Genomic DNA, 18,904 nt, shown 5'->3' with positions numbered 1-18,904 from the left:
AGGGCCCACTTTTGCAAAGTGAGTGTTGTTGAGCCGGCAAACTTACTCGTCGGACGGAAACGTTGTCAAGCCCCACGCCCGGCCGAATTTGCCTCGGCCCGCTCGCGTTCGATCAGCCAGCCCAACAGGCCTTGCGCCAAGCCGTGACATGCCGGCTGATTGCGCCCGGAGAAGACCTCGATCTGCCGCAAAGCGCGGAGCAGAAACGGCGGCAAATCGCCCACAAACCAGTGCTGCCAAAGCTGCCGCGCTCGGAGCGCCACCGCCCCAGATGGCTCGCTCCGCAACTCCGACCCCGCCGCCAGCATCGGCAGGAATCCGTCGCACACCAAGTTGTCGAAGCGGGTGCCGCCAACCCCATTCGCACAAACCGTCTCCTGCCATGCCGCGCGCAAGCCCGTAAGCCGGAAAGCCCAGCGCACCTCCGCCGTGGGCGTCCCCGGCACCACGGCGGGGAGGCTTTGGGCCAGGCTCGCCAATCGTGTGGGCCAGTCCGGCCGCGCCTGTACCCAGCCCGCATACTGCGCCAGCCGGCGGCGCGGATGATTGGCCGGCCGCAGGCCTTGCAGGCTCCAACCCGCGCGTTCGGCGGCATACACCGTCTCCGCCGCAAGTTCCGGTTTCGCCCATTCCTCGAGCGGGTGCGCCGTGGCCACGCGCAACATGGGCGCACGATTGAACCGGTAGCCGAGGATCTCGAGCGCGAGGTGGTGACAGGCATCGTCCCACCCCAGTCGCTGGATCCGGAGCCGCGCGAAATGCACTTTCTGGCGCCAGCGTTCGTCGGCGTGCCGCGCCAGCAACGTCGTGCGATCGCCGAGCGGCAACGCGCCCAGCAGCTCGATGATCTGCGAAACCGGGCGGTTCGCCAGGGTCTCGAGCGCCTCCTCCGCCGCGTACTCTTCGAGGTCGTGATAGAGCAAGGGCAACAACGCGAGCACGGGAATCTCGCCGCGCTTGCCCTGCGTCAGATGGCCGGCGGGCGGCGGGAAAAGGACGACGTGCAGCATCACGTCATCGTAGGCCGGATCCTCCGCGTGCCGGTGCGCGATCCAGTCGGACGCGTGCAGATGGAGTTCAACGTCGCCCGTGGTCTCCGCCCCGTCGCCGATCCGGATTCGCGCCTGCCGAAAATCGGGGCCGCCGAGCAGATTCCATCGCCCCGTCTGAACGATCGTGAGCCGCTGGCCGTTGCTCAGCGCCGCTCGGGCGCGGTCGAAATCGCCCCGGAGCCAGATTTTCTGGAGCAGCTTCTCCGGAAACGCGAACGGCCCATAGAGGCCCTGCAACTCGGCGACGGCCTCGTGCCGTTCATTCCCCACCGGAGCTGTTGCGGAACCGTTCATGTTCCGCGGGACTCGTGCGCGTTGATCGCGCCGAGGTGCCGATGCCGGGCAGCGCTCACGGCCGGAGCTTGGCGGATTTCAGGTCGGACTCAATCCTTTCGATCGGATTCCCGCCCGGTGCCGTGGAACGCGCTCAATTCTTTCCAGCGGCTGATTCGCCGCTTGCGGCCGCCGTATCCGTGCGTTCGCATGCGGCCATGGGAACCTCCGGAAGACTCATTGGTATCGGTGTTGTTATTGTCGTGCTCGTCCTCGCGGCGGCACAGGCCACGTATGTGGTCCAACCCGGTTTCCGCGGCGTGGAAGTGACGCTCGGAAAAGTCAGCGAACAGTTCAAGCCCGAGGGCTTCGGCACCAAGGCGCCGTTCGTCACCAGCGTCGTGCCCGTGCCGGTCCGCCAGATCACGCGCCAGCTCGACGCGGAGAGCTATTCCTCGGACCTGCAGCAGGTGGACGTTTCCATGCGCATCCTCTACCGGATTCCGGAGGGTTCGGTGGTGCGAATCTTCAAGGAATATGCCGGCGACCCCTTCGAGGCCCTCATTGCCCCGCGCGTGCACGAGGCGCTGAAGGAGGTCACCGCCTTGCAGAGTGCCGAGCAAATCGTGAAGAAACGCGAAGAGATCAAGGTGAAGACGCTGGCCACCACGCGGGAAAAGATCGGGTCCTTGTTGAACGTGGAGGACATCGTCCTGGAAAACATCACCCTCTCGAAGGAGCTCGAGGCCGCCATCGAATCCAAGATGGTACAGGAACAGGAAGCCGCGAAGGCCCGCTTCACCCAGCAGAAAGCGCAGATCGAAGCCGACACCGCCATCATTCGCGCCAAGGGCGAGGCCGAGGCGATCCGCGTGCGCGCCGAAGCGATCCGCGACAACCCCGGTTTGATTCAGCTGCAGATCGTCGAGAAATGGGACGGCAAAGCGCCGCTCGTCATCGGCGGTGGATCCGCCGAGGGCGGCAACAGCGCCAACATTCTCCTGCCGCTCGGGCTGCCCGCGACGCCCTCGGCTCCCGCCCGGCGCTGACGAGCACCCGCGGATCAGCGCACCATCCGAACACCGGGTTCGCAGGCGGAGTTATCGGTCGCGATGACTCCCCTGCTCTCCACGGTCTGGCCTCGCAGCGAACGCCTCGGGAGAAGCGTCCCTAACCTCGAACCTTCGATCGGCGGGTCTCCGGCGAACGGTCCGAGCGGGACCGCGGCCGGCCGATGACCACCGCGATGGCACAGCCGGCGCGCAACGCTTCGACGAGCTTGTGTCGCCGCGCGGTACGCAAGCGGCGCAGTGAAGCATCCGCTTGAGCGCGCGGAGACTCCCGCGGCGGTCCGGCGAACGTGGCGACGGTGTGGCGCAGCTTCGTGCCGACGTGCTTCAACGCGCGAAGCGAGCCGCGCGTCCAGTCCGTGACGCGGGTGGCACCTTTCCAGCCGCGCGCAAAGTACACGGCACCCAGTTGGAATCCGCTCTGCGGGAAAGTCACCGGCATATCGAGGAGGACGATTTCACGCAGCCCAAAACCCGCCTCGCGAATGTCGCTCACGCGGGCGCGGGTCCACACGTGGTTGATCGTGATCACGAACACCACGTGATCCGACACGAGCATCGCCTGCTGCAAAAACCGGCGCACCTGGCTCCAGGGCGGGTTCGTCATGATCCAGTCGACCCGTTCGGTCCAGTGATAGAAATCACGGCCACATTTAATTTCGCACCAGGCGATCTCGGCCGGATCCCTCCGACGGCGCCGGGCGCCTCCGTCGCTGGCCTTCTGCTGCGCATAGGTGCGCAGCGCGCGTAGAAAATTGCCCTTGCCCTTGCACGGCTCCAGCACCCGGCCACGCGGGCGGAAATGCTCGACCAGCCGGCGCGCGAGCGCAGGTGGCGTCTGCACGACATCGTCGCTGATGTAGTCGCGGTTCGGTTGAGAGCGCATGAGACAGACGCGGGCGGCGGAAATTGGATTGGACGAAGCGAGCCTTGGCGCGGCGCGCGCGTACGGCGGTACCGAAGTACGAAAAGTCCGCGCCGAGTTCAATCAGATATTCAATAACTGGGCACGGCACGTTGTACCCGCCGGATCGATTCGCCGGCTGCGACCAAAAAACCGCAGCCATCCCCTCCGCTCCCGGGCGCGCTTCCGTCCGGGCTCCCAGCGGCGGTCCCAATTCGTCCGCAGCCTGAGTGTGCCGATCAGCCAGCCCGTCGCCGAGCCAGAAATGCCGCTTTCACTTCCGCCAGCGAACGCGTGTTGAAGACCTGAGCTTTCGTCAGCCAGCCCTTGCGGGCCGTATTGATGCCCGCCCGCACGTAGGCCAGCTCCGCCGTTTCATGGGCGTCGGGGTTGATCGACGTCAGCAGTCCTCGGGCCGTGGCCTTGCGCCAGTGCCGCCAATCCATGTCGAGCCGCTTGGGCGCGGCATTGATCTCGATGATCACGCCGTGCGCAATCGCCGCGTCGATGATTTTGCCCGCGTCCACGCGGTAGCCGTCGCGGCGCAACAGCAGCCGGCCCGTCAGATGCCCCAGCATCGTCGTGCACGGATGTTCGATCGCCCGGATGATCCGCGCAGTCATCGCCGCCTCGTCGAGCGCAAAGGTGCTGTGCACGGAGGCCACGACGTAGTCGAGCTTCCTCAGCAGCGCTTCGTCAAAGTCGAGCCGGCCGTCCGGCAGGATGTCGCACTCGGTGCCCGCAAACACATGCGTGCGACAGCGGCCGGACGCGTTGAACACCCGGATCGCCTCGACCTGTTCCAGGAGCCGCTGCTCGGTCAACCCGTTTGCCTGAAAGCTGGATTTCGAATGGTCGGCAATTCCGAGATACTCCCAGCCCGCGCTGGCGGCGGCCGTCGCCATTTCGGCGAGGGTGTTGCGTCCATCCGAGGCCGTCGTGTGGCAATGAAACGTCCCGCGGAGGTCCGGCAAATCCACCAACGTTGGCAACTCGCCGTGCTCCGCCGCTTCGATTTCGCCCATACCTTCGCGCAACTCGGGGGGGATAAAATGAAGTCCGAGACGGGCGAACAGGTCCGCCTCCGTCGCAACGCTTCCGCGCGCCGGATCGCCTGAGGCCGCGTCGGCAGGTGCGCCCGCCCGCTTTGGCCGGCGGGCTCGCGGCGCCGCGGCCTCGCCAGCTCCCGCTGCCGCCGTCAGCGAACTCGATGGGCTGGCTGAGCTCTCGGATGTCGCGGCCGTCACCGGCTCGAGCCCCCACTCGCTCAACGTCAGCCCGCGCGCCAGCGCCCGCTGCCGCATCTGTACGTTGTGGTCCTTGGATCCGGTGAAGTGATGCAGCGCGAAGATGAACTGCTCGTCCGGCACCAGCCGAAGGTCCGCCTGCAGCCCGGTCACGAAACGCACGCTGGTCTTCGTCTCGCCGCGCGCGGTGACCTCCTGCACGTCCGACAGGCCTACGAACCAGCTCACCACCGGCTCGATTTCGGTGGCAGAAACGATGAAGTCGAGATCCCCCACGGTCTCCAGCCCGCGTCGCAGGCTGCCCGCCGCCTCGGCGCGTTTCACCTGGGGCAACGCCCGCAGTCCGGCGACGATCGGCTGCGCCACTTGCCACGCTTCCCACCAGAGATGGCGCCGGCCGTACGCTTCGCGGTTTTTGATGCCGGCGACGATCTTCTCCTGCGTCTTGGCGCCGAACCCGGCGAGCGCAGCGACGCGACCGTCGGCACACGCCGCCGCGAGGCTGGCGATGTCGACGACGCCGAGTTGCTCGTGCAGCACCTTGATTTTCTTCGGGCCGACCCCGGGGATCTGCAGCAGCTCGACCAGTCCAGGCGCGATCGTGGCGCGCAGCTTCTCCAGAAATTCCAGTTTTCCCGTCGTGTGCAGCTCGGCGATCTTTTTGGCCAGCGCCTCGCCGATTCCTTTCACCGTGAGGAGCTCATTCGCGGCCAACAGCCGTTCGAGTTCCGGCTGTTCGAGCGATTCGATGACGCGTGCGCCCGACTGATATGCACGGATCTTGAACGGGTTTTCGCCCTTCAACTCGAGCAACAGCGCGATCTCGTTCAGCACGTCGGCGATCTCGTGTTTCGTCATGCGACAAGCTGTAAGCAATATCCGCAACGGGTAAAGCAGCCGCCGCGTCCAACGCCGCGGGCTGCGGAGCGCCGGTCATTTTTTCCTCCCTTTCGCGCCCGCCGTGTGTTTCGTGGTGCCCGATGGCTTTCACCTACCATCGGACGATTCGGTTCGCTGACACCGATGCCGCAGGCGTGGTGTTCTTCGCGAACTTCTTTGCACTCTGTCACGAAGCCTACGAAGAGGCGCTGGCCGCGGGCGGGATCGATCTCGCCCGCTTTTTCGCGGACACCGGCACCATCGTGCCCATCGCCAAGAGCGAAGCCGAATATCTGCGACCACTCCGGCCCGGCGAACGCGTGCGCGTGACACTGTCGCCCGAGCGGCTCGGCGAGAATTCCTTCGCCATCCGCTACGAAGTTTTCCGCGCCGGCCCGCCCGAGAAGCTGGCCGCCCGGGTCCGAACCGAGCACGTCTCCACCTCGCCCGAAAAGCGCACGCGCGTGCCGCTCCCGCCGGCGTTGGCCCGGTGGGTCGACGCGGGCTAGTCGGTGGAACGCTGCGCCACGACGGCCTTTTGCAGGAGTACTCGGTTGAGCTTGCCCTGGGCATTCCGCGGCCAATCGGCCACCGCCACGTAAGCCTTCGGCCGCCTGAATCCCGCCAACTGTTCCGCTACTTTCCGCCCCACGTATCCGAGATCCGGTACGGTCACGGCTGGATAGCACGCGACGATTCGTTCGCCCCACTCCTCGTCCGGCACGCCCAGCACCGCCACATCCTCGAACGCTCCGGTCGCGCGCAACACCGCCTCCACTTCCACCGGGTTCACCTTTTCGCCGCCGCTGATGATGACCGCATCGTGGCGCCCTAAGACAGTCAGCCGGCCATCGGCCGCGATCTCGCCGAGATCCGACGTCTCGAATTCGCGGCTCGCCAGATGGGCCGGATAGTAGCCGCGAAACACCGACGCACCCGCAATCCGGATCACGCCCGCCGCGGACAACTCCAGCCGCGCGTGCGGCAAGGCGCGCCCGACGCTGCGTCCGCCCGCGAGAAACTCATCCGGCAAAAGCGCCGTGACCATGGCCGCCGTCTCGGTCATTCCATAGCTCAGCGAAACCCGAATGCCTGCGCGTGCCGCCTGATCCGCCAACGCCGGCCACACCGGCCCGCCACCGAGAAAGACGATGGCAAAAGCGCGCAGCCACTCCACAGCCGCGGCGTTTCCGAGCAACCGCTGCAGTTGCGTTGGCACGAGTGAGAGCACCCATTCCCCGGCGCTCGCGGAGAGTTCGGGCCGCTCGCCGCCTTCGAGCCGTTTCCAGTCCCACGCCACGTGCGTGCCACCCGTCGCCGCGCTGCGGAGCCGCGCCATCAGTCCGCTGACGTGAAACGGCGGCAGCACGTCGACCGCGTTGACTCGCGTCAGCTGAAAATGCCGCACGAATCCATCGACTGCCGCGAGCAACGTCTGCTCATCGTGCCGCGCGAACCGAATCGCGCCGCTCGTTCCGCCCGTCGGAAGGCAGATCCATCCGTCGGGCTCGTTCTCGCTCATCCGGCCCGCCGCATTCGATCGCGCTGCTTCAACCTGTGCGCGTTCCGCTTTGCTCCACCGCGGATCACTCAAAAAAACCGTTCCGCCGGTTTCCTGCGCACAACCTGTCGCGCGCAACAACGACAACACGTCCGCCCGTGTCATGACGCCTTCTCCTCCAGCGCTGCCCAGGCTCGTGCCGGATCGAGTCGCTTCACGTCACTCCAGCGCAGGAACGGCGCGGCGGTCGGTCCGTCGCAGCGCGATTCGGCGAACAGCGGCCAGACGCCGAAGCCCAGCGCTTTCCGCTCGCCCGGCCACGTGAACGCAAGGTGCAACGCGGCGCGCGCGCCGACGATTGTCTCCAAGGCCGACGAGAACACCACTGAGGCCTTCGCCGCCGCCAGTTTGGCGACTGCCGTCCACGGGGCCGCCAGCAGCGCAGGTTTCAACACGAACACGCCTCGCCAACCCTCCGCCAGCCAGCGCGCAACATCGCCGTCGACCACCAACGACTCGTCCAGCGCAATCGGTGTCGGATAATCCTCCGCCAGCCCGCGCAACGTGTCCTCGATCTTCCGTCTTTGCGCCGGAGCCTCGGCCGCCGCAGCCAGACAGGGTTGTTCGACAAACTCGATCGGCCGCTCGGCACACCGCTCGAGCCACCGTTCCGCCTGCCGACGGTCCCACGCGCCATTCGCGTCGAGCCGCAGTTTCGCGCCATCCGGCAGCGCTGCACAAACGTCGTCCAACAGGACAAGCTCGTCGCCCACGTTGGCCACGCCGACTTTCCATTTGAAAACACGGAACCCGGCTTCCGCCTTCTCCGTGATTACGCCCAGCGCCGCGCGTCCGGCCGGGAGCAACGCCGCGACCGAACGAAACTCCGTCGGGTCGTCCGCCTGAGTCGCCGCCGATGCGTGGCCGGTCGTTCGGCGCGATTCCTCCTGCAAGCCGTGCCACGCGCTGCGCAGCGCGTTCACGAGACAAGGCGCTTCGACTGCAGCATCCGCGAGGGACTCCTCGTCGTTGGCATCGAGCTTCGGACCGATCGCCCGCGCCACCGCTTCGGTTTGCCCGATCGTCTCCGTTCCGAACCATGGAATCGGCGCCGCCTCGCCGTAGCCCGCATGGCCTGCCTCATCGCACAAGCGCACCCACACGCCTTCGCGTTCCGTCCACACGCCGTGCGCGGTGCGAACCGGAGCGCGAAACCGCAGCCGATAACGCCGATACGCGAAGCCAAGTCTCATGCGCGTCCACACAAGCGCGCCGCCCGCGCAACGCAAAGCGCAAAGCACGGTCGCACAGGCATCCCGCCCGCGCGCAGCGTGGCACGGGCGTCTTGCCGTGATCGGCGCTCCGTGCCCGTCGGGAACCGTTGAGGCAGACCGAGGGGCCACGAAAGCCCCCAAACGTGCGGCCTCGCGACCCGCATGCGTTCAGACGTGGGCCGCGCAAAAAAACGGGTTGCCCTTTTCCCGGCCCACCCTACTTCGTTCATGGCAACTTATGACTAAGGTTGCCACGTCTTCCCTCACCGGCGCGGATGCCGAATTCTACCTTCCGGCCGATGCGTTCTTCCGGGCGAATCTGCCGGTCGGCCTGACCTTCGACGATGTGTCACTGGCCACGCTCTACTCGGAGATTCTGCCGAAAGATGCCGAAACGTCCACCGCGCTGAGCGACGCGCTCCGGCTGCAGATTCCGATCATCTCGTCGGACATGGACACCGTCACGGAGTCGCGCATGGCGATCGCGATGGCGCTCAACGGTGGACTCGGACTGATCCACTACAACATGCCGCCGAAGGAGCAGATCAAGGAAGTGGCGCGCGTGAAACGCCACATCCATGGACTGATCCAGGATCCGATCACCGTCACGCCCGATCAGCTGATCGGCGACGTGCTGGCGATGATCGAGTCGAAACGCTTCGCATTCTCGACCTTCCCCGTGCTCGATGCCGAGGGGCACCTCGTCGGACTGCTCTCGGGAAACGTGGTCAAGGAGCGCTACAAGGCGAAACCCGTCACCGACGTGATGACGCCGCGCGCCCAGTTGATTACGGAAAACGAAGCCGCTGTCGCCAAGGATCCGATCAAGGCGGCCGACAGCTTCTTCTCCACGCACGTCGGCGTGAACAAAATGCTCGTCGTCGATGGCGCGGACCGGCTGCGCGGCCTTGTCACCATCTCCGACGTCGAGAAGATCACGAGCGAGACCAAGTCGCGCCGGAAGCCCGCGCGCGACGCCAGCTTCCGACTCGTTGTCGGCGCCGCGCTGTCGCCGGTCCGCAAGTCCGATGGTTCGCTCGACCGCGAGAAGATTCTCAACCACGTCGGTCATCTCGTCGACGAGCACGTGGACGCCATTGCCGTTTCCACTGCGCACGGCCACACTGCCGGTGTCGGCGACGTGGTGAAACTGGTCCACGGCGCGTTCCCGCAGGTGACCCTGATCGCCGGCAACGTCACGAGCGGCAATGGCGTGACTTATCTCGCCGAGTGCGGCGCCCACGCCATCAAGATCGGTCAGGGCCCCGGGTCGATCTGCACCACGCGGATGGTCGCCGGTGTCGGCATTCCGCAGCTGACCGCACTTTACGTCGCCAGCCTCGCCGCGAAGACCGCAGGCGTGAAACTCATCGCCGACGGCGGCATCGTGAAATCGGGTGACATCGTCAAGGCGCTCACGCTCGCCGACGCGGTGATCTGCGGCGGACTGCTCGCCGGCTGCCGCGAGGCTCCAGGCGAAATCATGGAGATCAGCGGCAAGGTCTATAAACAGTATCGCGGCATGGGTTCGCTCTCCGCGATGAAGGCCGGCAGCGCCGCGCGCTATGGTCACGACCGGAATGACAACACCCGCAAGGTCGCGGCCGAGGGCATCGAGGCGTTGAAGGAAGTTTCCGGCTCCGTCGACGACGTGCTCGGCAATCTCATCGGCGGCGTGCAAAGCGGCATGGGCTACCTGGGGGCGAAAAATCTCCCCGCGCTGCGCGCGAACGCCCGCTATGTGCGCGTGACCTCCGCCGGCCGCAAGGAAGCCGAACCGCACGACGTGATCGAAGTCTCCACGCGGAAGAACTGATTTTCTGACACGGGCGGGACGCTCATGCCACCTGGCACGGGCGTCCCGCCCGTGGGTTTGCCGGAAACTGAGGGCACACCGACGCCCTCACTCGACTGGTTTTTGTTTGCCCTTGCCCGCCCGCTCGGCTCTTTCCTGCCCGGCAACAGGGGTCTTTTCGCCCGTATCCGGTGAGCTTCGGTTGCCACTTCTCGCAACCATGTCTCTCCTCCCCTTCTCCAGCCAGATCATCGCGGATGTGGGCATTTCTCTCGGCGACGAGGGCAAGGGCCGCCTGATTCCCGAGGTCGCCGACGAGCTTCGCTCCACGCCCGCAGCGGTGAGCGTCGTGTTGAAGGTGAACGGAGGCGCCAACTCCGGCCACACGGCCGGGGGCATCAAGCTCAACCTGCTCCCCGCCGGCGTCGTCGTGCGCGACGCACCGCACCTGTGCGTCGGCAGCGGGGTCGTCGCCGATCCGCGCAAGATCTGGTGGGAAACCCGTCCGCTCGAGGCCAAAGGCCACCCGGTGCTGGCGCGGCTGCTGATCGACGAACGCACGCTCGTGTCGGATCTCACGCACCGACTGCTCGATCTCGCGTGGGAGGATTACCGCACCAAGGTGCTCGCCGAGGAGCCGCGCGGCTCGACCGGCCGAGGCATCACGCCCGCCTACCTCGACGAGGTCGGCCAATGGCAGATCACCTACGCCGATTTTCTCGGCGGACCGAACTACTTTGCCCGCAAACTCGCGCAACGCGCGGACCGCGCGCTGCGCACGATCCAGCACGTGTGCCGCGTCGCACCGGAAACCTTCGCGGAATTTTTCGACAAGCTCACCGCCGCCGAGCTGCGCGCCAACGCCGAAGCGATCGAGATGGGCGTGTTTCCGCGCGAGGAGTTCGACTTCACGCGCTTCCGCGGCGCCGCGCCGTTCAGCTTCGATCTCGAGCGGTTGACGTCGGTTTACTGGAACGCCGGCACCGCGCTCGCGAAGAACATCGGCGAGGTCCGCGAGCTGGTTTTGCGCGAACTGCACGCCGGCCACACGATCATCGGCGAATTCGGCCAGGCCTACTGGCTCGACAAGCGCCACGGCTTTTCGCCCAACGTCACCGCCTCGCACACCTACACGCCCGAGTTTTTCCAGAGCGCCGGCGTGCCGGTCCAGCGGATCCACACTTTCGGCGTCGCTAAAGCTTACGACACGAAGGTCGGCACGCACACGTTCCTGACACAGATGGACGACGCGCACCCGCTCGCGCAGAAACTCAAGCAGCTCGAGTTCGGCACCAGCACCGGCCGGCAGCGCATGGTCGGCTGGTTCGACGCCGTGGAGAAAGGTGACGTCCTGCGCTACGGCGGTTTTCAGGATGTCATGATCAACAAGTCCGACGCGCTCACATATTCCGGCGAATGGCGCGGTGACCTGCAGATCTGCGTCGCCTACGAGGACGCTTCCGGCAAGCGCTACGCGCACGTGCCCCGCAACGAGGCGGTGCGCAAAACTCTGCGCCCCGTCTACACGAAGCATCCCGGTTGGGCCGAGGACATCTCGCACGTCCGGCATTTCGCGAAGCTGCCGCGCAACGCCCAACGCTACGTCGCCGCGATGATGAAGAGCCTGCTCGACGTCGCCTACGAGGGCGCCGCGTGGCCGGCCGCCGACAAGTTGCCGAACCTCCGCTACCTGGGCGTCGGCCCCGAGCCCTCGCAGATCATCAAGGACGTGCCCGCGACCGCCCAGTTGGTGAAGTTGGGCTGAAGCTTCTCCAGAAGCCTCGCTCAAGCGGGCGATTCGCTCGTAGGGCCGGCGCTCGCCGCCGGCTGGGAATGCGTTGGTGCTGTTTTGTTTCACGGCTGCCGGCAAGCGGCAGCCCTACAGCCGGTGAGACTTCGTTTCCAGCCCGCAGCGTGAGTTTCCCCGCGCATCTTTTCCGCACTCGCAGCGTCACTCGGTTGACTCCGGTTTTGCCGGAGTCACGTTCGCGCGCTTCAGGTCCCCCGGCCTCGCGCGACCGTCACACCTTCCTCCCTTCCGTCATGCCGAAATACACGCTGCACGTAAATGGCCAGTCCCGCACGGTGGACGTGGCCGCCGACACCCCGCTGCTGTGGGTGCTTCGCGATCACCTCGAACTGGTTGGAACCAAATATGGCTGCGGGATCGGCCAGTGTGGCGCCTGCACCGTGCACCTCGACGGCGTGCCCACGCGTTCGTGCCTGACCCCGGTTTCGACCGCGACGAGCATGCAGATCACCACGATCGAAGGCCTCGCCGCCGACGCCGCGCACCTGCATCCGGTGCAGCAGGCGTGGATCGATCTCGACGTCGCCCAATGCGGCTACTGCCAGGCCGGCCAGATCATGACTGCCGCGGCGCTGTTGAAGCGCAATCCGCAGCCGACCGACACCGACATCGATGACGCCATGGCGGGAAACCTCTGCCGCTGCGCCACCTACTACCGGATTCGCCAGGCAATCAAGCACGCCGCCGGCATGAGCGACGGCGCCAAGCAGGAGGCCGTCGCATGAACGCACCTGCTACCCTCAGTCGGCCGATCGACCGCCGCAGCTTCCTGAAAATGTCCTCGCTCGCCGGCGGAGGACTGATGCTCGCGTTCTATTTTCGCGGCGTCACGGACCTGCTCGCCGCCGATCCGATCGTCAACGCCTCGAAAGACATTCCCGCCGGCGATTTCATTCCCGGCGCCTACATCCGGATTTCCCCGACAGGTGCTGTCACACTCATCTCGAAAAACCCCGAGTGCGGCCAGGGCATCAAGACCTCCCTCCCGATGGTCGTCGCCGAGGAACTCGAGGTGGACTGGAAGGACGTCTCCATCGAGCAGGCGGACCTCACCCCCGCCTACGCCAAGCCGTGGTATGGCGCAGGCGGCAGCACCTCGACGCCGAATCACTACGATCTCTTCCGCCGCGCCGGGGCCACCGCACGCGCGATGCTCATCACCGCGGCCGCGCAGACGTGGAGCGTGCCGGAATCCGAATGCTACGCGCAGCAGAGCGCGGTGCATCACCGCGCCACCAGCCGCAAACTGACCTACGGCGAACTCGTCGCGAAGGCGGCGCTGTTGCCCGTGCCGGACGAAAAGTCCGTGCCGTTGAAGAATCCCGCCGACTTCCGACTACTCGGCAAACGGATCACCGGCGTCGACAATCACAAGATCGTCACGGGGCAGCCGCTGTTCGGCATCGACACGAAGCTCCCCGGAATGCTTTACGCCGTTTACGAGAAGTGCCCCGTCTTCGGCGGCAAACCGGCGAACGCCAATCTCGATCGGATCAAGTCGCTGCCGGGCGTGCGCGACGCCTTCATCATCGAGGGCACGGACAACGTGAACGGGCTGATGCCCGGCGTTGCCATCGTCGCAACGTCGACGTGGGCCGCGTTCTCCGCCCGGCAGAAACTGCGCGTGACCTGGAACGAGGGCAAAACCGCCACCGAAAGCTGGGCGGACTGGACCGCAAAAGCCGAGGAGGCGGCGAAGCAGCCCGGCACGATGCAGCTGCGCAAGGACGGCGACGTCGCCGCCGCGCTGAAATCCGCCGCGCACGTGGTCGCGGCCTCCTATCGCTATCCGTTCATCTCCCACGCCAATCTCGAACCGCAGAACTGCGTCGCGTGGTTCAAGGACGGCGGCTTTGAACTCTGGTCGCCGACGCAAAACCCGGGCTCGGGTCAGCAGCTCATCAGCAAAACGCTCGGTGTGCCGGAGGAGAAAATCCTCGTGCACGTCACGCGAATCGGTGGCGGATTCGGCCGGCGGTTGACCAGCGATTTCATGGTCGAGGCGGCTGCGATTGCGCAACGCGTGAACGCACCGGTGAAACTTCAGTGGACGCGCGAGGACGATCTGCGGCACGACGCGTTCCGGCCGGGCGGTTACCACTTCCTCAAAGCGGGCGTCGATGGCGCCGGCAACGTGGTCGCGTGGCACAATCACTTCGTGACGTTCGGCAACACCAAGGATCGTCCGGGCAGCGGCGGTTCGTTGAACGGCGACGAGTTTCCCGGCCGCTGGGTACCGAACTTCCACTCCGAGCAGACCGTCTTCGAGACCGGGCTGCCGATGGGACCTTGGCGCGCCCCCGGGAGCTGCGTGTTCGCGTGGGTGATGCACAGCTTCATCGATGAGCTTGCGCATGCCGCGGGTCGCGATCCGGTCGAGTTTCGGCTCGCGTTGCTCGGCGACAAAGACGTGGTTCCGGGCACCGGCGAGCGCGGCCAGCCCTACAACGCGGCGCGGATGAAGGCGGTCGTGAAGCTGGTCGCGGAAAAAGCCGGCTGGGGTAAGAAGCTCCCGCGCGGACAGGGCCAGGGCATCGCGTTTCACTTCAGCCACCGCGGCTACGTCGCGCAGGTCGCGGACGTCACGGTCTCGCAGGACGGCACGCTGAAGGTCGACAAGGTCGTATGCGTGTGCGACGTCGGCGCGCAGATCGTGAACCTCAGCGGCGCAGAAAACCAAGTCGAAGGCTCGATCGTGGATGGACTCGGCGCGGCCATGTTCCAGGAACTCGACTTCGAACGCGGCCGGATCGTGCAGAGCAACTTTGCCGATTACCCGATGATCCGGATGCCCGACACGCCGACGAAGATCGAGTGTCACTTCCTGCGGACGGATTATCCGACGACAGGTCTCGGCGAGCCGGCGCTGCCGCCGCTCGCTCCGGCGGTGTGCAATGCGATCTTCGCCGCCACCGGCAAGCGCATCCGCGAGTTCCCGCTGAACAAAACCGATTTGAGCTGGAGCTAGGGCCGTTCGGCGCCAGGCCGGGCTACAACCTCTGTAGGCCTCCTCGGCGGTGAGATGGCCCAGTTTGACCCGCGCATGCTTTAGGACACCCTACGCCCCGCATGCCCTCACGCGATTACATCCTGCGGCTCATCGAGCAAGTGGGCCTGCTGCTGCGACGGGTGATCGAGCAGCGCGAACGCAACTCCCCGCAGGAGGCGCTGCAGTCCGTGATGGCCGCCTGCGAGCGGCTGTTCGGCATGGAGGCCGTGCAGCTCTTTCAGTTCACGCCTGATCAGCATTTCCTGATGCTCACGGAAGCCGGGTCGCCCGAAGAAGCCCGCGACAAGGTTCTGATGTATGCCGCGCTCACGGCCGAAGCTGGCCGGTGCTATCAGCAGCTCAATCAGCCGAAGCTCGCACAGCAGGCGTTTCTCAGCGCACTCCGGCTGGCGCTAAAGGCTCACCTCCAGCTTCCCGCCGACGACTGGCCCACCTACGCGCCGAGTATCACCGAACTGCTCAACGCGCTCGGCGACCTGATCCTCGACGACGACACGGCCGCGCTGCTCGCGGCCGCAGGCGCACCCGCGAAAGCCAAGCCCTAGCCCGGAAATTTCATGAACAGGACTGAAGCTCCGTGCGAAATTTCCGTCCGCCTGCGGCGGAGCGACCTTGTCGCGGCTAGCCCCGACAAAGTCGGCCCGCAGGGCGGATATTTCACGAAGCTCGTGAAATATCCGGGCTAGATTCTCTCGCGGTTGCACGATCGTAGGGGCGCACCTTGGCTCGCCCTCGACCGCGTGCGACACCGACATAGACCTCCCGCGATACAGGCGACGCGACGTCATCCTTCGCTCAAAACAGCTCGCCTTGCACTGCCGTCGGTTCGGCCGCCGCGGGGTTCACGCCGAGAAACGCGCCATAGCGCGTCAGCCAATCGTCGAGCTTTTCAATGTAGTAGCTCGGATCGTAGGGCGCGGATTCCGGCTCGTAGAGTGCCAGCGGCCGGGCGCGTTGCCAGTCGTTCGTCCGCGTCTTCGTCCGCGCGGTCACGTAGTAGCTGACGCGGTCGCCCATCCGCGGCCGCGGCGTCATCTGCAGCGCCGCCTCCGCGGCGGCGCGACGCGGCTTGCCACCCTGCTCGATGAAACGCGCATACGCGTCGGGGTTCTGCCCCAGCGTTTCGCTCTTCGCGAGTTCCTCCACCGGCACCGCTCGCAGCGCGAGCCGTTTCCGGTAATCCTCCAAGGTGTCCAGCGGCGACTGTTCCGACGCGCCGACGAGATAGTTGATCAGCTGATCGCTCAGCTTTTTCAGATACGGCTCGATGCCGCGCGAGCGCAGCGCGCTGCCCCGAAGAATCACCCGCTGCCCGTCGAAGAGCGCGTAGTTCTTCGCCTTGTAGCACCACATCGCGCGGTAGCTGCCATCGTGTTCGAGCTCGATGCCCGGCGGCAGGATTGTCGCGACCAGCGCGAGCAACTCCTCCGGCTTTTCGTAATAGTGCTCGGAGGAAAGATAGATACCGTCCGTGTCCGCCTCGAGGATCTTGCAGCCGTGCTTCGCAAACTCGTCGATCAAGGTCTGCAGCAACTCGCGGCCGCGGCGCGTGACCTCGGCAGCCAGTTCGCCGTCGCCGAACCGCGCGCCCGAAAATCCGAGGTAGCCATAGAAGGAGTTGATGAGGATCTTGAAGTTCGTCTGCCGCGCCTGCGCCTCGGCACGCTCCAGCTCGTTCGGGCTGGTGCGCGCGATCTGTTTGAATTGCAGCCGGTATTCGCGCAGCCGCCGTAGCAAGGGAATGAAGACCCCCAGCGTGTCGTTCTTCGGGTTCCGGCCAATGTGGAGCAGCAGGCTCGGGTAAAGTGACGCAACGTCGAAGTGCAGCACGTGCCGGAACACGCCTTCGTGAAAGCTCCGCGTGTAGCCGCCCTCGAACGGTCGCACCTCAGGCGGCAGCGGACACGCCTGCCGCGCGTGGTAGTACTCTTCCAGGAAGAGCAGGTCGATCTTCGACGTGGCACCGCGCAGCGTCGCTTCCTGCAGCAGCGCCGGGAAGGTCCGCACCTGTTCGAAATACGTCGGCAGCAGTTGCGCCGCCAGTCCCTCGGTCTCGCGCAGGTCGTCCTCGAGGTAAGCACGAAACCGCGCCCGGTCGCTCGCGAAGACGTCCTTGATCCGGTGCCCTTCGATGTAGGTCCGCGTGAGGCTGTCCTCTTCGGTGATCCCGAAATAGACCGCCACCTCCTTCAAGCCATACGAAGTCAGCTCGCGGGTAGTGATGTCGAACAGCTGGACGAGCAAGTAGGTGTCCACCACCGCACGCCCCGGCAGATCGCAGCGCAGGAAATCGATCCAGCGTTCCGCGACCTTGAGCCGGCTGTTGCGAAAGGTCGCTTTCTGTCCGTAGCGGCCCCAGGCGCACGGCACTTTGAAACGGCGGCAGCGCTGCCGCAGGTAATCGAGGTCGAATTTGAAGATGTTGTGCCCCTCGATCACGTCCGGGTCGAGATGCGCCAGCGCGTGATTGAGCTGCTCCATCAGCTTCTTCTCTGCCGCATCGGTCATCTCCTCGAGGATCAGCAGCCGATTGTGTCCGCCGCAGCGCAGCCCGATCGCGAGCACCCGGTCATCCGGCCGCGCCGGATCGCAGAACCCGTCGTCCGACGAGCGCGTCTCGATGTCGAGCTGACAGCGCCGAAGGTCGTGGAACATCAGGTCGCGATACAGCCGCTGCCGATACTGCAGCAGATACTGGCTCTCGAGCGGCCGAATCGAATCGACGCCCACCGTCTCGCGCGCTTGGCGCAGGAATGCGTCGTAGCCCGCAAAATCCTCCGCGTGGATCAGTCGGTTGAACGGCCCCTCGCCTTCCAGTTTTTCGAGCTGAACCACGTTGAGGCTGATCTCGGGCGGCGTGTCGTTCAGCCACGCGAAGGGTCGCAGCGTGTCCATCCGCGTTTCGCGGCCGCCGTCCGGCAACGCCACCGTCGTATGCACCTTGCCGGCATCATCCACCCAAACCCCACAAAGCGAACCGGCGGGCTGTTCGGGCTTCGTCATGACACGTCGCGCTCAGAGTGCGCTGAGTAAGGTTGTGGTGGTCGCCGCGCTCTGGCCAGAGCAGAATGGCCGGCCCCTCGACTGCTCAACTTGTTTCCACCGGGCCTGGTCTGGGGCCTGGCGGAGGTGCACCGCGCTGCCCTCAACGCGTTCAGTTTGGCGGCTCGCGCGAAGCGCGTTGGGGCCAACGCGCTCCAGTTCGACGAGCCCTGCCCAGCTCAGAACGGCTTCAGGTAAACCATCGCCACGGCGACGGTCGTCAGCACCAGCGTCGTCGCCATCAGCACGCCCGCCTTCTCGCGCTTGCGGTAAGCCATCCCGGTGAGGGCAGAGAGTCCGAGCCAGCAGACGATCTTCACCCAGATCCAGCCGAGCATCTCGAAGCTGAACAGCCCCTGCCACATCCGGATGCCGGTCAGCACGACGAGCAGCGTGGCGATGCCGGTGATCATCATCACGCGTTTGCGCGATTCGAGCGACGCCGCGAAGGCGTAAAACGTGTAGGCGGCCATCACCAGCACGCCAAGCACGTGGATCAGATGCAGCGCGTTGTTTTCGTAGGGATTCATGAGTGTGAAGCGGGAAACTGAGCGTCAAATACCGGACGATGTGTTCGTGCTGGGTAATCTTTCTCTTTCCTCTGCGACCTCTTGGATCGAGGCCCACCGAAAGATCGAATCGGGCGATGAAAGGAGAGAAAGAGAACGACTATGAGAAAAAGGAAAGGTAACACCCCGCCTGTGCCGTATGCCCAAAGGCTCGAGACCTTTTTACGTTTAGGTGGGCGCCTCCTCCGCAGCGTCTGCTTTCCGATTTACGGCCTAGCATCTTCCGCGGCGGGTTCGGCTCCCGTAATAGTTTCAAGGCAAAGAGCTGTTTTTGGAAAGCACCTCGAACACTGCAGGGTGTCGGGCTGAAGGTAGAACCCGCCTCCGATCCGTCAAACGCCTTCGCCCCTTTTTCCGGTGGAGCCGTCGACGCAGTTTCCACTCCGCGTAGCCGCGAGATGGAGCGCGCCGTCCCGGGGGGGCGCGTGGATCCTTGTGAACCCGCCGGGACGGCGGGCTCCCCTCTGGCAGCGCCAGC

Annotated in this window: 15 protein-coding genes and 1 other RNA gene; 8 read left to right on the top strand and 8 right to left on the bottom strand. The window is 65.5% G+C overall.

The features are described 5' to 3' along the window. Positions 1 to 65 precede the first annotated feature (65 nt). Complete coding sequence (locus OTER_RS14245; protein ID WP_012375628.1) at positions 66 to 1,346, bottom strand: DUF2851 family protein; 1,281 nt, start codon at positions 1,344 to 1,346, stop codon at positions 66 to 68. A 242-nt stretch (positions 1,347 to 1,588) separates the two neighbouring features. On the opposite strand from OTER_RS14245, the gene OTER_RS14240 reads away from it, so the two are divergent. Continuing rightward, positions 1,589 to 2,374, top strand: coding sequence for a prohibitin family protein (locus OTER_RS14240; protein ID WP_158305442.1), 786 nt, complete (start codon positions 1,589 to 1,591; stop codon positions 2,372 to 2,374). Positions 2,375 to 2,495: 121 nt separating this feature from the next. Here the strand turns inward: OTER_RS14240 and OTER_RS14235 are convergent, their stop codons facing one another. Together OTER_RS14235 and OTER_RS14230 are read right to left on the bottom strand one after the other, a co-directional pair. Next, the gene (locus tag OTER_RS14235; protein ID WP_012375626.1) at positions 2,496 to 3,281 is read right to left on the bottom strand and encodes a hypothetical protein; all 786 of its coding nucleotides are present in this window, start codon (positions 3,279 to 3,281) and stop codon (positions 2,496 to 2,498) included. Between the two features lie 257 nt (positions 3,282 to 3,538). Continuing rightward, positions 3,539 to 5,404 carry a DNA polymerase/3'-5' exonuclease PolX gene (locus OTER_RS14230; protein WP_012375625.1) on the bottom strand — a complete coding sequence of 622 codons (1,866 nt, stop codon included), beginning with the start codon at positions 5,402 to 5,404 and terminating at the stop codon, positions 3,539 to 3,541. A 122-nt stretch (positions 5,405 to 5,526) separates the two neighbouring features. Here OTER_RS14230 and OTER_RS14225 point away from each other — a divergent pair, with 122 nt between their 5' ends. After that, positions 5,527 to 5,934, top strand: a complete 408-nt coding sequence (locus OTER_RS14225; protein WP_012375624.1) for an acyl-CoA thioesterase — start codon at positions 5,527 to 5,529, stop codon at positions 5,932 to 5,934. Here the strand turns inward: OTER_RS14225 and OTER_RS14220 are convergent. Continuing rightward, positions 5,931 to 7,091, bottom strand: coding sequence for a 2-succinylbenzoate--CoA ligase (locus tag OTER_RS14220; RefSeq protein ID WP_012375623.1), 1,161 nt, complete (start codon positions 7,089 to 7,091; stop codon positions 5,931 to 5,933). The two genes, OTER_RS14225 and OTER_RS14220, sit on opposite strands and share 4 nt — an antisense overlap. Then, entirely contained in the window at positions 7,088 to 8,179 is a 1,092-nt protein-coding gene (locus OTER_RS14215; RefSeq protein WP_012375622.1) for an o-succinylbenzoate synthase, read from the bottom strand. The genes OTER_RS14220 and OTER_RS14215 overlap by 4 nt, the downstream gene beginning before the upstream one ends. Positions 8,180 to 8,438: 259 nt before the next feature. On the opposite strand from OTER_RS14215, the gene guaB reads away from it, so the two are divergent. The 6 genes from guaB (at position 8,439) to OTER_RS26870 (ending at position 15,501) form a co-directional block, all read left to right on the top strand. Further along, positions 8,439 to 10,016 carry an IMP dehydrogenase gene (guaB, locus tag OTER_RS14210; protein ID WP_012375621.1) on the top strand — a complete coding sequence of 526 codons (1,578 nt, stop codon included), beginning with the start codon at positions 8,439 to 8,441 and terminating at the stop codon, positions 10,014 to 10,016. Between the two features lie 199 nt (positions 10,017 to 10,215). After that, positions 10,216 to 11,760: an adenylosuccinate synthetase gene (locus OTER_RS14205; RefSeq protein WP_012375620.1), complete on the top strand. Its 1,545-nt coding sequence runs from the start codon at positions 10,216 to 10,218 to the stop codon at positions 11,758 to 11,760. Between the two features lie 278 nt (positions 11,761 to 12,038). Next, the gene (locus tag OTER_RS14200; protein ID WP_012375619.1) at positions 12,039 to 12,530 is read left to right on the top strand and encodes a (2Fe-2S)-binding protein; all 492 of its coding nucleotides are present in this window, start codon (positions 12,039 to 12,041) and stop codon (positions 12,528 to 12,530) included. After that, on the top strand, positions 12,527 to 14,773 hold the full coding sequence (locus tag OTER_RS14195) for a xanthine dehydrogenase family protein molybdopterin-binding subunit (RefSeq protein WP_012375618.1): 2,247 nt from the start codon (positions 12,527 to 12,529) through the stop codon (positions 14,771 to 14,773). The genes OTER_RS14200 and OTER_RS14195 overlap by 4 nt, the downstream gene beginning before the upstream one ends. Before the next feature lie 101 nt (positions 14,774 to 14,874). Then, positions 14,875 to 15,360 (top strand): P-loop NTPase family protein, encoded by a 486-nt coding sequence (locus tag OTER_RS14190; protein WP_012375617.1) that lies wholly within the window; start codon positions 14,875 to 14,877, stop codon positions 15,358 to 15,360. A gap of 12 nt (positions 15,361 to 15,372) precedes the next feature. Then, positions 15,373 to 15,501, top strand: coding sequence for a hypothetical protein (locus OTER_RS26870; RefSeq protein ID WP_012375616.1), 129 nt, complete (start codon positions 15,373 to 15,375; stop codon positions 15,499 to 15,501). A gap of 109 nt (positions 15,502 to 15,610) precedes the next feature. On the opposite strand, the gene OTER_RS14185 is transcribed toward OTER_RS26870, so the two are convergent. The 3 genes from OTER_RS14185 to ssrS form a co-directional block, all read right to left on the bottom strand. After that, entirely contained in the window at positions 15,611 to 17,818 is a 2,208-nt protein-coding gene (locus OTER_RS14185) for a DNA polymerase domain-containing protein (protein WP_012375615.1), read from the bottom strand. 218 nt (positions 17,819 to 18,036) lie between these two features. Next, entirely contained in the window at positions 18,037 to 18,387 is a 351-nt protein-coding gene (locus OTER_RS14180; protein WP_012375614.1) for a hypothetical protein, read from the bottom strand. Between the two features lie 158 nt (positions 18,388 to 18,545). Next, positions 18,546 to 18,728: non-coding RNA, 6S RNA (gene ssrS / locus OTER_RS25215), on the bottom strand. Between the last annotated feature and the right edge of the window lie 176 nt (positions 18,729 to 18,904).

Source organism: Opitutus terrae PB90-1, from assembly GCF_000019965.1.
In the GTDB taxonomy this organism is placed as follows: domain Bacteria; phylum Verrucomicrobiota; class Verrucomicrobiia; order Opitutales; family Opitutaceae; genus Opitutus; species Opitutus terrae.
This window is presented reverse-complemented; position numbering and strand designations above follow the sequence as displayed.

Coding starts and splice junctions, on each gene's coding strand:
- OTER_RS14245 (WP_012375628.1), bottom strand. CDS start 1,346: ATGAACGGTTCCGCAACAGCTCCGGTGGGGAATGAACGGCACGAGGCC.
- OTER_RS14235 (WP_012375626.1), bottom strand. CDS start 3,281: ATGCGCTCTCAACCGAACCGCGACTACATCAGCGACGATGTCGTGCAG.
- OTER_RS14230 (WP_012375625.1), bottom strand. CDS start 5,404: ATGACGAAACACGAGATCGCCGACGTGCTGAACGAGATCGCGCTGTTG.
- OTER_RS14225 (WP_012375624.1), top strand. CDS start 5,527: ATGGCTTTCACCTACCATCGGACGATTCGGTTCGCTGACACCGATGCC.
- OTER_RS14220 (WP_012375623.1), bottom strand. CDS start 7,091: ATGACACGGGCGGACGTGTTGTCGTTGTTGCGCGCGACAGGTTGTGCG.
- OTER_RS14215 (WP_012375622.1), bottom strand. CDS start 8,179: ATGAGACTTGGCTTCGCGTATCGGCGTTATCGGCTGCGGTTTCGCGCT.
- guaB (WP_012375621.1), top strand. CDS start 8,439: ATGACTAAGGTTGCCACGTCTTCCCTCACCGGCGCGGATGCCGAATTC.
- OTER_RS14205 (WP_012375620.1), top strand. CDS start 10,216: ATGTCTCTCCTCCCCTTCTCCAGCCAGATCATCGCGGATGTGGGCATT.
- OTER_RS14200 (WP_012375619.1), top strand. CDS start 12,039: ATGCCGAAATACACGCTGCACGTAAATGGCCAGTCCCGCACGGTGGAC.
- OTER_RS14195 (WP_012375618.1), top strand. CDS start 12,527: ATGAACGCACCTGCTACCCTCAGTCGGCCGATCGACCGCCGCAGCTTC.
- OTER_RS14190 (WP_012375617.1), top strand. CDS start 14,875: ATGCCCTCACGCGATTACATCCTGCGGCTCATCGAGCAAGTGGGCCTG.
- OTER_RS26870 (WP_012375616.1), top strand. CDS start 15,373: ATGAACAGGACTGAAGCTCCGTGCGAAATTTCCGTCCGCCTGCGGCGG.
- OTER_RS14185 (WP_012375615.1), bottom strand. CDS start 17,818: ATGACGAAGCCCGAACAGCCCGCCGGTTCGCTTTGTGGGGTTTGGGTG.
- OTER_RS14180 (WP_012375614.1), bottom strand. CDS start 18,387: ATGAATCCCTACGAAAACAACGCGCTGCATCTGATCCACGTGCTTGGC.